Genomic DNA, 12,124 nt, shown 5'->3' on the forward strand with positions numbered 1-12,124 from the left:
CTCTACCGCAGCAGTAATTATTTCGATTGAATTACTACTGCGGTAGAGATGCTTCGACTGCGCTCAGCATGACGTTCTTTTTCATTTTCCTGTATTAATGCCCTCCCCTCCCCGCGACCTCCCCGTTTGGACCCTCGCGGCGGCCAGCCTGCGGGCGGGCACGCCGGTGGCGCTGTTCTGCGTGTTGCGCAGCGAAGGCAGCAGCCCCGGTCGCCAGGGATTCAAAATGGCTGTGACGGCTGATGCCGTAGCGGGCTCCATTGGCGGGGGCATCATGGAGCACAAGTGGGTGGAACTGGCCCGGCAGCGCTTGCGCGAGGCCGACGCCGAGCCGCTGCTGCGCCCCCAGATTCACCGGCGGGAGGCGCCAGCCGACCGTTCCGGCATGATGTGCTCGGGCGAACAGGACGTGTTGCTATGGCCGCTCACGGCGGCCGACTTGCCCACAATCGAGGCCATCAAAAACGCTTTGCAAACCAATGCCGGCGGTTATTTGGAGCTAAGCCCGGCTGCCGGCCTCCTGCTGGCGCCAGCTGCCACGGCAGTTGTTTCAGCTGTTGCCGAAACGCCGTTTTACGACTGCCAGCCCGGCCCGGCGTGGTACTACCGCGAGCGGCTGGGCTTCCGCGACCAGCTCACCATTGTGGGCGGCGGGCACGTGAGTCTGGCGCTATCCAACGTGGCAGCGACGCTGGATTTTGAGCTGACCGTGCTCGACGACCGCGCCGACCTGCCCACGTTCGAAAACAACCACTCGGCCCACTACCGCCGCCTGGTTGACTATGAAAGCGTGGCGGCGGCCGTGCCCGCCGGCCCGCACCGCTACGTGGTGGTGATGACCGTGGGTTACCGCACCGATGCCGTGGTGCTGCGCCAGTTGCTGGGCCGCCCCTACCGCTACCTGGGCGTGATGGGCAGCGTAGCCAAAGTAGCCGAGCTGCGACGCGGCCTGCAAGAAGCGGGGTTTTCAGATGCAGAGATTGCGCAGTTGCGCGGCCCCATCGGCCTCCCCATCCACAGCCAAACGCCGGAGGAAATTGCCATCAGCATCGCGGCGGAGCTGATTCAGGTGCGGCGGGAGGGATAACGACGCCCTGTCATTGCGAGGCGTAGCCGAAGCAATCCGTCCTGTCAAAACCAGGAACGCCATTTTACCAGAAAACCCCGGCACCACAATGGTAACAGGGCTTTGCTATTATGGCTTAGTCACATTATTAAGTCGGTCGCTGAGAACAGAACGGATGGCTTCGCTGCGCTCGCAATGACAGACGCGCCCCTACCGCTCGGCGTCGCTGGCGCCGGTGGGGCTCACGTTGCCGTTGGCAAATTCTTCGGTGAAGACGCGGTAGCGGTCGAGGATGGAGCGCACGGAGCGCTTGAGCACGATTTCGCCCATGGGGCCTTCGGGCACGGTCACGCCCGAGGCGTAGCCGTTCCACACGGCGCGGTTGGTTTTCACGTCGATGAGCGTGACCAGGAGGGTTCCTTCGGCCAGCAGCAGGCGCACGGGCTGGTAGCCCTGGCGGTCTTCCTTGGGCGTGTCGTCGGTTTCCTCGATGTTGCGCTTAATCCACTGGCTGAGGTCTTCCTGCTGGAAGCCGTGGAAGTTCATGTCGCCTTCGTACACCCGGAAGTTCACCAGCATGTCGGGGCGGCGGGAGGCTTTGCGGTAGCCTTGGGCCAGGAAGCGCTGCTGAATGGCCTCGCGCAGTGTCTGGCCCAGGCGGCTGCTGTCGGAAGTGAGGCCGGTGCCGGTTACGAAGTCGTAGGTACGGTAGTGGCGGAAATTACCCCGGTAGCTGTAATCGGAATCAACCCGGGCTTCGCGGGTGGTCATGCAGCCCGCCAGAAACAGTACTGCTAGCAACAAAAGCGTAATCGTAGGTTTCATATAGATGGGAATTCTCGTATGGCGATGGAATTACCAATTTACGAAACCTTAGGCACTTAGGGAATGCTCAGCTTGAAAAAATTATGACTAGTGCGTTTGCAGCCCGCCAGCCTTATTCTTTCGATTGGACTGCCCCAATGGCATAGCCGCTTCTGCTGCACTCGGCAAGACTTGCTTTTCTTCCCAAGCCTACCGGTACCCCGCGGCCTGCAGCTGGAATAGCTCCGCGTAGCGCCCGCCCTTGGCCAGCAGCTCCTCGTGCGAGCCTATCTCCACGAACTGGCCGTTTTCGATGACGAGGATGCGGTCGGCCATGCGGACGGTGCTGAAGCGGTGGCTGATGAGCACGGCGGTTTTGCCCTGGGTGAGCTCCTTGAAGCGCTCGAAGACTTCGAACTCGGCGCGGGCGTCGAGGGCGGCGGTGGGCTCGTCGAGGATGAGGAGCTGGGCGTCGCGCATGTAGGCGCGGCCGAGGGCTATTTTCTGCCACTCGCCGCCGCTCAGGTCCACGCCGCCGTTGAAGCGGCGGCCAATCATTTGGTCGTAGCCGCCGGGGAGCTTGGCGATGACGGTGTCGGCGAGGCTTTGCTGGGCGGCGGTTTCGATGCGGGGCTGGTTGTGGCGCTCGTCGATGCGGCCCACGGCGAGGTTCTGGCCGGCGGGGAGCTGGAAGCGCACAAAATCCTGGAAGATGACGCCGATTTCCTGGCGCAGCTCGGCGGGGTCGTACTCGCGCAAATCGTAGCCGTCGAGTAGGATGCGGCCTTCGGTGGGGTCGTAGAGGCGGGCCAGGAGCTTGACGAGGGTGGTTTTGCCGGCGCCGTTTTCGCCTACGAGGGCCAGCTTTTCGCCGGCTTCAAGCTTAAAACTTAGGTTCCGGATGGCCCATTTTGTACCATTCTTGTACTGGAAGCCGACGTTTTCAAACTCGAAACCCTGCTGAATGGGCCGGGGGAAGGGTAGCGGTTTTTCGCCGGTAAGCTCCTGGCGCACAATGCGCGGCCGCAGCGCAAAGAAGTCGAAGAAATCCTGGAGATACAAGGCCCCGTCGGCCACGGAGCTGAAGCGGCTGAGGATGCCTTCGAGCAGGCCGCGCAGGCGGGCGAAGGAGCCGGCCAGGAAGGTGAGCTGGCCCAGCGAGATGCTGCCGGCCACGGTGCGGGCGATGATGTAGACGTAGGCGCCGTAGTAGCCGGCGGCGCCGATGGCGGCGAAGAGCGTGCCCCAGCCGGCGCGGCGCAGCACGAGGCTTTTGTTTTGGCGGTAGAAGTCGTCGGAGAGCTCGCGGAAGCGGTTGATGAGGAAATCGGAGAGGCCGAAAATCTTGACTTCCTTGGCGGTTTCGTCGGAGGCGCCGGTTTGGCGGAGGTAGTCGAGCTCGCGGCGCTCGGGCGTCCAGGAGTGCGAGAGGGAGTAGCTGCGCTCGTTGAAGTGCGACTCGCCGAGGAAGGCGGGCACCACGGCCAGCAGCAGCAGCCCCAGCAGCCAAGGCTGGAAGGCCACGAGGCCACCGGCCAGCAGCACGAGCGTCACGATGTCCTGGCCCTGGCTGAGCACCTGGCTCATGAGCACGGTGCGGGAGAGGGTTTGGCGGCGGGCGCGCTCCAGCTTGTCGTAGAAGGTGCTGTCTTCGAACTGGTCGAGGTCGAGGCGGGCGGCGTGCTCCATGAGTCGGATGGACGACTGGTTGGCGAACAGGTCGCCGAGCAGCGAATCGAGCAGGGCCACGGCGCGGCCCAGGGCATCGGTGAGCAGCACGAGGCCGAACTCCAGGGCCACGAGGGTGAGCACGGGCGTGAGCTGGCGCTCGGGGGCGGGCAGCCGGGTGAGGTGCACGATGGCGTCGAGCAGCAGGCGGGCCACGTAGAGTTGCGCCAGCGGCAGGCCGGCGCGCACGAGGCGCAGGGCGATGTTGGCCAGGGCCAGCCGGGGGCTGGTGGCCCAGATGAGTTTCAGGAAGGCGGGCAGGTGGCGCAGGGCCGATACCCGCTCGCGCACGCTCACGGCGGGCTGCTCGGGGCCGCGCCGGCCGTTGGGGTTCTTGGCGGAGATGGATTTCAGGAATTCAAACATTGCCAGGCAGATGGCAAAGTTGGGGCCGGGGAGGCGGGGCGGCCGTTTTGGCAGGAAACAGGTATGATATTCACCTATATTGCGGCATCATCTTGTAAACACTCTGTTCTGAAACCCAATTTTTCCAATCGTCTACTCTCATGCCGCGCACTAAATTTCCAACTCAATTTGTAAAGTTTCAAAATATCGCAGTTGATGAACAGAATCCTCGGCAATCTCCACAAGATGGTCAGCGAGAGGCTATACGCGCGCTCATCAGGCAGCAAGGAGGGAAAATAGTAAATCTGGCTATCGACGTGAATACTGACGGTTTGAGCCAAGGCGAGCGGTTCATGGTTATTGAGCCAGATGATAAAAAAAAGCCCTATATCTCTGTCGATGGCAACCGCCGGTTGGTAGCGCTCAAAGTATTAGAAAATCCTTCGCTCGCCGATGGAATTTTGAACGCTAGCCAGATGAAAGCGCTCAAGAAAGAGGCAGACATATTTGCAAAAGACCCAATTGACGAAGTTGAGATTGTAATTTATCCAGACCGCGAAGTAGGTACACCGTGGGTTGCTCGCCGCCATGCAAGTGGCTTAGAAGGGCGTGGGCAAGACAGTTGGGGAAACGAAGAAAAAATACGCTTCGATGCTTGGCGCAACGATGACGACGGCACACCGGAGTATCAGTTGCTCCAGTTTGTGCGGCAACACAGCAGCCTAACTGAAGATGAGCGGCAACAGCTCAGCAAATTTCCTCTTACCACACTTCGGCGGGTTGTGACAACTGACCTTGCTAAAGAGAAATTCGGTTATAAGATTATAGATGGTAAAATTGTTACCAGTATTGCTGACGACGAGTTTGTAAAGCCTTTCAAACGCATGATGTTGGACATGACCAATCCCGATACTAAAAAACGGGTGAAGGTTGATAGCATTAAAAACCGGGAGCTTCAGGAGAAGTACTTCGAAAAATTTACAGAAAGTGATTTGCCCTCTACGACAGCACCAGCTGTCAATACTCATGCCTTAGGAGAGAAGAATCAGTCCGCAACCCCGGCAAAAAAGGCTAGTAGCAAATCGCAGAACAGTAGTAAGGAAAGCAAGCAAACTACCCTAGAAAGGAAGAAAATTATTCCTAAGGACTGTACGCTCAATATTACCGAGCAGCGAATACATGATATTTATGATGAACTGAAGAAAAAATTAGACTCCGAAGTAACTCGCAATGCTTGCGCGGTTCTTATGCGCGTCTTCATTGAGCTCAGCGCCGACGACTTTCTAACTCGCAACTCCACCATCCCTATTTCAAACAGTAAGAATGGTGACAGACTGGGAGCTTCACTTGGCGATAAATTGTGGGCAATTGCCACATATGCGGCCGATAATAGTCTACTGACCCCTGAACAGGTCGAGGTGGTGAAGGAAGGTACTTCCAAGGACAATTTTTTAGCCCCACGGGTTAAATCAATGCATTCGTATGTTCATACTGCACATACACCTCTCGTTGGCGACCTTCATGCTCATTGGAACAACATTGAGTCCCTCATGAAAGTAATCTGGGCATAACTTCGTGGTCACGATGCCAACTCGACCTTATCCCTCGCCTCTACGCTACCCTGGTGGCAAGCTGAAAGTAGCTAACTACGTCAAGCTGTTGTTTGAAAGAAACAATTTACTTGATGGTGACTACGCAGAACCTTATGCTGGCGGAAGCAGCGTTGCTTTGGCATTGCTGTTTGACCATTACGCTGCTCGGATTTTTATCAATGACCTAGACCCGGCAGTTTACACATTCTGGCGAACGGTATTGGACAATCCAGAAGGTCTCAAACGACTGATAACTGATACTCCCATGACAATGGACGAGTGGTATAATCAGCGCAGAACCTTCTTGTCGCCAGATTCAAGCCCACTAGAACTGGCCTTTGCCACTTTCTATCTCAATAGGGCCAATCGTTCTGGTATCATTCTTGGCGGCGTTATCGGAGGCAAGCAGCAAACTGGAAATTGGAAGCTAGATGCACGTTTCAACCGTGCTGAGTTAACTCAACGCATTGAGAAAATTGCTCGCCATAGTGACCGTATATCGGTAACGAATTATGATGCGCAAGTATTTCTACAACAAGTAGTGCCCACGATGAACAATCGTAGCTTGACGTACCTCGACCCGCCCTATTATGTGAAGGGCCAAGGATTATATGCCAACGCCTACGGGCCGGATGACCATGCAGCCGTTGCGGCCGACGTTGCCGCTCTTACAAAGCCATGGCTTGTATCATATGATAATGCTCCTCAGATACTGGACCTGTATCAACAGTTCAGGCCACTAGAATATGGTCTAAGCTATAGTGCGCAAGAACGCCGTCAGGGAGGTGAAGTAATGTTCTTTTCGCACGGTCTTCAGCTACCAAATGGCATTAGCAATCCATCGAAAGTGCCGAATAAGTTTCTTCATAAGCTGCCCTTTTGAAACATGACCACTAACTAGAGCATGTTTTAAAAAGTAAAATGCAGTAACATGCAGAAGCCTCAGCCCCACCAGCGGCTGGGGCTTCTTCATGTCACTGATGGTCCCTGGCGCGCGTCTGTGACGCGTTGCTTACTGGTTTCGCGTCTATTACGTGGCAGCGTGACCAATCGTATTGCTGGTGTTTATTGGCGAGCTTCAGGCTCGATGCCAGTGAGCAGCGCGTCGCAGAGGAGCGCCAGCAAGGTTTACGAAAAGGAGGATTTAACAATCGTGGCTGATAGGTAGCTAAACGGTACACCGGCTGCCCTATCTTGCCACATGAAAAATTCCATATTCTTTCTAACCCGTGTGCTAACGGCTTGTGCCGGTTTGATTCTGCTCAGCCACGCGCCGGCCGCTCACGCCCAAGTACCGGCCGCGCCGGTCCGCGCCATTAAATGCGGCCGCCTGTTGGACGTGCGCACGGGCCGAGTTATCCCCAACGGCGTGGTACTGGTGCAGGGCAAAACGGTTCTCCAAGCCGGTGCCAACCTCCCCATTCCACTCGGCGCCGACGTCCTCGACTTGGGCAACGCCCTGGTGCTACCGGGCCTGATTGACGCTCACACTCACCTGCTGCAAAACTACAAGCCCGAACTGGGCGGCGACGACGCCAACATGGTGCTAACCGTGGCCACAATGAGCACCGCCCGCCGGGCCCTGCTGGGCGCCTCCCTGGGCCGCGAAGACCTGGAAGCCGGCATCACCACCGTGCGCGACCTGGGCAACAGCGGCGTCAACGGCGATGTGGCGCTGCGCGACGCCATCACCAAAGGCCAGGTGGTGGGGCCGCGCATTGTGGCGTCCACGCGAGCCTTGGCGGCGGCGGGCGGGCAGTTCGGGCGCCTCACGCCCGAGGCCCAGGCCCTGGTGGCGCAGGAGTACGTGGCCGTCAGCGGCGTAGAGGAAGCCCGCCGGGCCGTGCGCCAAGCCCTCTACGACGGCGCCGACTGCATCAAGGTTATTGTTAACACTGGCCCGCGGGTGCTCTCGCTCGACGAGTTGATGGTCATCGTCGAGGAAGCGCACCGGCAGGGCAAGGCCGTGGCGGCCCACGCCATCGGCGACGACGCCACGCGCCTCGCCGCGCAGGCCGGCGTCAACTCCATCGAGCACGCATATACCATCCCCGACGACGTGCTGAAAATGATGAAGGCCAAGCAAATTTTCCTGGTTCCCACCGACTTCCCGGCCGAGTACTACACCAGCGGCGCACTCGGCAACGCCACGCCTGAACAGCGCAAGCGGGCCGAAAAAGGCGCTCAAGACTTTGCCGCCAGCAACAGTAAGCGCCTCGCACGAGCGGTGAAAGCCGGGGTGCGCATTGCGGCCGGCTCCGACTCGTACTACCAGGCCTCGGGCATGACGCGCGGCCAGAGCAGTTTGCTCATGTTCCGGGCCTACGCCGCGGCCGGCATGGCCCCGCTGGACATCATCCGGGCCGCCACCGTCAACGGGGCCGAACTGCTGGGGTTAAAGGACAAAATCGGGGCGCTGGAACCGGGCATGGCCGCCGACCTCATCGCCGTGGACGGCGACCCGCTGGCCGACATCACGGCCCTGGAAAAGGTGCGTTTCGTGATGAAGGAAGGTCAAATCATCAAAAACGAAGCCGCCCGATAATTCTTAATTATTTAGGTCGTGCCGTATGGCGGAAGTACGGGCCCAGCCAGTTGCGGAGCTTCTCAACCAAGTGCTCAAAAGTTTATTTAAGGGGTTGTTTTACTTGAGGGCAAAGGCCTTTAAAATACTTCTTGAAAAAGACTCCTGCTGGCGCATCCGCAACGCACTGCTGATGGGGTATCCATTTAGCGGGGGAGCTTCCAGAAGCCCTAGCCCCACCAGCGGCTGGGGCTTCTTACTGTCACAGCCCACCGGAAACCTCGGCACACGGGCGATGAATCTAACCTGACTTTAGCCTGAAGGATAAAATGGAGCTTGCGAGAGGCGTTACCTTTGCCAGCATTTGACCTTGGCCAATTATTTAGGCTTCAGGCATGCAACACGCTAACACATGAAACTGCTTCTACTGTCTGCGCTGGCAATTTTCCCGCTGGCGTTACGCGCCCAAACCCTCGAACCCTCCGGCCGGCCGCGCACTTATGTAGTGGGCAACACCCAGGCCCCTATTTATTCCAGCATCGCCGATACGGCTAAGCCATTTCCGTTATTTCTGCCTCCCGGAACTTCCGTAACCACCGTAGGCGAGTACAACGCAAGCTGGGTGAAACTAGAGCTCAAGGGGCGTTACTACTTGATAAATAACAAGATGCTGTCCGGCTACCCGCCGCGGGTTGTTAAAGCCAAGGCTGCCAAAGTCAAAGACAATGAGGAAACGCCGGTGCTGCCCATCGACGCCGAATCGCACCTGGTTGACTACACCGGCGTGGTAGAAATCCCCGCAAGCACCCAAGACCAGCTGTACACCCGCGCCTTCGAATGGGTAGCCAAACAATACCCCGCTGCTGGTAACGGCCTGATGGATAAAGAAAAGGGCCGCATCACGGTGCAGGGCACCACCCATCCGCATTACAACGGCAACGAGTTCGGCACCGTCTCGCACACGTTTACGATTTACGTGAAGAACGGCAAGTACAAGTACGACTTCACCAATTTCCGCCACGACTACCTCGGCGCTGGTGCACAGGGCGGCGATGCCTCGCTGGGCCCCTTTGAGAACGAAACCCCTCGGAAAATGGTGGTGATGGGCTACCTGCTGCACCGGGTTTGGAACAGCATTCGCAACGATACCGACGGCCAAATCAAGGCCTTGATTGCAGACCTGGACCAATACATGAAAGGCCAGACCAAAGACAAGAGCGACTTTTAGCGCTGGCGTGGTCATCACGCTTAAAGTGCGCAGCTCTGCCGCAAACAACCATTCTCCATAGTGCCCTACGAAAAGCCACAACGAAGCGTGAAGCCCTGATGCAAGTGGCGCTGCACCAAACCCGCGCTGAATACAACGTAAGACTATTTTCTCAGAAGCCCCAGCCCCACCAGCGGCTGGGGCTTTTGCCTGTCATGGCTCAGCGGAAACCACGGCCGGGCCGTGCTAAGAGTAGTACGGCTCACGCCCGCTCTGCTACCAGCCGGTACAGGTCCTGGGCATTTTCAAACGCGGCGCCCATGGTATTGTTGAAGTAGGCATACACGTCTTTCCCCTCCTGGAGGTAGTCGTGTATCTGCTCGGCCGTGTCGTGCAGAAAGTCGCGCTCGTAGGACTCGCGGTAGTTGCCCTTGGGGCCGTGGAAGCGCATATATACAAAGTCAGCCCCCTCGTTGAGCTGGGCGTTTCGGGCGGGGCCTTTGTCGTGCAGCACCAGGCTGGCGCCGTGGTGGTCCAGCATGTCAAGCGCATCATCGGTATACCAGCTTGGGTGGCGAAACTCCACCGCTTTGCGCCACTCCTGGGCGGGGTCTGCCGCCGCCAGCGCAGTCAAGAGGGCATCAACCGCCTTGAGCTGACGAATGGTGTTGCTGGGCGGGAACTGAATGAGTAGGCATCCCTTTTTGGGGCCCAACTCCCGTGCGGCATCCAGAAAGCGGGCAATGCCGGAGAGGTCCTCGGCCAGCGCCTTGGTGTGCGTGATATCGCGCCACAGCTTGATGGTAAAGGCAAACCCTGGGCCGGTTTCCGCGGCCCAAGCGGCAAACGTTTTGGGCTGGGGTATGCGGTAGAAGGTGCTGTTAATCTCCACCGAGTTGAACAGGGTGGCGTAGTAGGTGAGGCGGCTCGTATTCTGGTAGGCCTCCGGAAAGGTGGCCTTGGGGCCGGGCACGACGATGCCGCTGGTGCCGGTGCGCAGGGTGCCAAGGTGGGCAGGCATGGGAAGGAATTAGACGGGAGTTTCGTGGTATAACGTGCCACGTAGCCCCGGCGTTTTACCCCAGGCGCATCTCCACGGGGTCCCTAAGTATCACCTGCTGCCGCAGCCGCGGCAGGCGTTTGGCCCAGTTAAAACAGAGCCACAAGCTATGGCGCTACATTGAAGTCAAAGGTGAGGTGTTTCAAATGAGCCCCGCTCCCCTTAGCAGCTGGGGCTTCTTCATGTCGCTGACCACTACAAGCGCCGGCTTCAGCTTTCGTTCGAAGGCAGCACAAACTGCCGGGCCATTTCCAACAGCAAAGCGTCGGCGCCGCTGAGGCCGGGCACCTGTAGGCGCAGGGCTTCCGGGCTGACGTAGCCCGCCAGGCTGGCAAACTGCTCGGCCGGCACCGCCCGGAAGGCCATCGACCAATCGGCGAAGCTGCGCTGCTCCACGGCCTTGTCGGCCAATTTAATCAGGCCCGTGTGGCGTGGGTCTTTGGCAATGTGGTCGTAAAGCGGGGCAAGAACTTCGGCTTCTCCCTCCATTACCTGCATAAACTGCTTGTCGCCGTACAGCAGCAGGCCCGTGACGCCACGCTCCTCGTTGTCGCGGCGGGCCTGGGCCAGCAGAGCCGCCAGCTTGTCGTCGGTCAGGGCCGTGGTGGCCTGACTCATGTAAATGATGTGATGCATGAAGGAATCTGGTGCGTGGGCGAAAGAATAACGCCCTGAACACAGCGGCCGCGCTTAGCGTTCAGCTTGGCCCTGCCGCCCACCGTCGCCGACGCGCACCCGCAGCGCCCCCCAAACAGAGCCCGCACCCGCGGCACCAGCCCACCGCCAACGGTTGAGCTGCCACAGCCGTAAGCCCTGGCATGGAAGAACGCCTGCTCATGGCCGCTTGCCTGGCGCACATCAAGCGCGCCGATGGAACGCTGGACAAGGACTGGTCCATTGCGCACATTGCCCAGCGCGGCGCCTCCGAGGTGCTCCGGAAGCATCAGGCCCACCCGTACCTACCCGACCAGCTGACCGAAGACGCCTTTGCGGCCAGCGAGGACCTGCGCACCCGGCCGGGCGCCGCCTTGGACTGGCCGGCCACGCAGGCCCAGGCCGCGCGGGTGCTGCCCGTGGTGATGCGCCTGCTCTACGTGCTGAGCACGCTGCCCGACGCTGGCAGCCCCGCACGCTAAATGGCCCTGGCGGGGTGGAGAGCAGCATTTTCAGAACAGTACCCTACCTCCCGGCGGCCCCGAATGGCGACGCAAAAGTGCCCGTTAAACCGCAGGTGACTGCGGAACTAAAAATATATTTTTCATATGCCCGGCCATGCGGGGCAGCTTGGTATCATTATGTCAGAGGGGGTTGGCATCCTGCCACGCAGGGCGCTTCATTTCACGCTTCATTCCCAGCTTTTATGCCATGTGCCCTCCCCTCTCGTGCTGCAACCAGCGGCTAAGCCAGCCGCTGCCCACGCAACTCTATTACCTGGTGCGCCTGCTGCTCACCCACGACGATGCCGATGAGCTGCTGGCCAACCAGCAAGTGCCCGTGCAGCGCCGCCTGGAGCAGCTTTGGAGCCGGGTGCAGCACTCGGTGCAGTGCCGCTGCCGGGTGTCGGCCGCCCGGGCCATTGAGCTCACCGAATGCCTGGTGGCCTGCCTGCTGCGCGAGGACTGCTGCCGCCGCTCGCTGCGCCGGGCCGTGACGCTGGATGAGGCCCTGGGGCCGGTATTGGCCTGAGTTGCTATCAGCAAAGCGGGTTTTGGAAAGCCCACGCACACGGCTCGGGGCTAGCAAACCCGCGCCTGGCACAGCCGAGTTTAACGCGCTAAATATCAACGCTTATAGCGCG

The 12,124-nt window shown here is 59.2% G+C and carries 11 protein-coding genes; 7 read left to right on the forward strand and 4 right to left on the reverse strand.

The window, feature by feature from the left end; translation table 11 throughout:
* The first annotated feature begins 97 nt into the window (after positions 1 to 97).
* A complete protein-coding gene (locus I2I01_RS17715; protein ID WP_196287837.1) occupies positions 98 to 1,087 on the forward strand; it encodes an XdhC family protein in 990 nt (329 codons plus the stop codon).
* 189 nt (positions 1,088 to 1,276) lie between these two features.
* On the opposite strand, the gene I2I01_RS17720 is transcribed toward I2I01_RS17715, so the two are convergent.
* Both I2I01_RS17720 and I2I01_RS17725 read right to left on the reverse strand, forming a co-directional pair.
* Positions 1,277 to 1,891, reverse strand: a complete 615-nt coding sequence (locus I2I01_RS17720; protein ID WP_196287838.1) for a DUF4136 domain-containing protein — start codon at positions 1,889 to 1,891, stop codon at positions 1,277 to 1,279.
* A gap of 189 nt (positions 1,892 to 2,080) precedes the next feature.
* Positions 2,081 to 3,964, reverse strand: a complete 1,884-nt coding sequence (locus tag I2I01_RS17725; protein WP_196287839.1) for an ABC transporter ATP-binding protein — start codon at positions 3,962 to 3,964, stop codon at positions 2,081 to 2,083.
* Positions 3,965 to 4,104: 140 nt separating this feature from the next.
* Between I2I01_RS17725 and I2I01_RS17730 the strand changes: the two genes are divergently transcribed.
* The 4 genes from I2I01_RS17730 to I2I01_RS17745 all read left to right on the forward strand — a co-directional run bounded on the left by I2I01_RS17730 (position 4,105) and on the right by I2I01_RS17745 (position 9,287).
* Complete coding sequence (locus tag I2I01_RS17730) at positions 4,105 to 5,514, forward strand: hypothetical protein (RefSeq protein ID WP_196287840.1); 1,410 nt, start codon at positions 4,105 to 4,107, stop codon at positions 5,512 to 5,514.
* Positions 5,515 to 5,527: 13 nt separating this feature from the next.
* Complete coding sequence (locus tag I2I01_RS17735) at positions 5,528 to 6,418, forward strand: DNA adenine methylase (RefSeq protein WP_196287841.1); 891 nt, start codon at positions 5,528 to 5,530, stop codon at positions 6,416 to 6,418.
* Between the two features lie 318 nt (positions 6,419 to 6,736).
* The gene (locus tag I2I01_RS17740) at positions 6,737 to 8,080 is read left to right on the forward strand and encodes an amidohydrolase family protein (RefSeq protein WP_196287842.1); all 1,344 of its coding nucleotides are present in this window, start codon (positions 6,737 to 6,739) and stop codon (positions 8,078 to 8,080) included.
* Between the two features lie 391 nt (positions 8,081 to 8,471).
* Positions 8,472 to 9,287: a DUF4468 domain-containing protein gene (locus I2I01_RS17745; protein WP_196287843.1), complete on the forward strand. Its 816-nt coding sequence runs from the start codon at positions 8,472 to 8,474 to the stop codon at positions 9,285 to 9,287.
* A gap of 241 nt (positions 9,288 to 9,528) precedes the next feature.
* Here the strand turns inward: I2I01_RS17745 and I2I01_RS17750 are convergent, their stop codons facing one another.
* Both I2I01_RS17750 and I2I01_RS17755 read right to left on the reverse strand, forming a co-directional pair.
* Positions 9,529 to 10,287 (reverse strand): DUF72 domain-containing protein, encoded by a 759-nt coding sequence (locus tag I2I01_RS17750; RefSeq protein WP_196287844.1) that lies wholly within the window; start codon positions 10,285 to 10,287, stop codon positions 9,529 to 9,531.
* 249 nt (positions 10,288 to 10,536) lie between these two features.
* Positions 10,537 to 10,962, reverse strand: a complete 426-nt coding sequence (locus I2I01_RS17755; protein ID WP_196287845.1) for a BLUF domain-containing protein — start codon at positions 10,960 to 10,962, stop codon at positions 10,537 to 10,539.
* A gap of 182 nt (positions 10,963 to 11,144) precedes the next feature.
* On the opposite strand from I2I01_RS17755, the gene I2I01_RS17760 reads away from it, so the two are divergent.
* Positions 11,145 to 11,462: a hypothetical protein gene (locus I2I01_RS17760; RefSeq protein WP_196287846.1), complete on the forward strand. Its 318-nt coding sequence runs from the start codon at positions 11,145 to 11,147 to the stop codon at positions 11,460 to 11,462.
* A 229-nt stretch (positions 11,463 to 11,691) separates the two neighbouring features.
* Positions 11,692 to 12,012, forward strand: a complete 321-nt coding sequence (locus I2I01_RS17765; protein ID WP_196287847.1) for a hypothetical protein — start codon at positions 11,692 to 11,694, stop codon at positions 12,010 to 12,012.
* The last annotated feature ends 112 nt before the right edge of the window (positions 12,013 to 12,124 follow it).

Origin of the sequence: Hymenobacter properus (genome assembly GCF_015694735.1) — a bacterium.
Lineage (GTDB): Bacteria > Bacteroidota > Bacteroidia > Cytophagales > Hymenobacteraceae > Hymenobacter > Hymenobacter properus.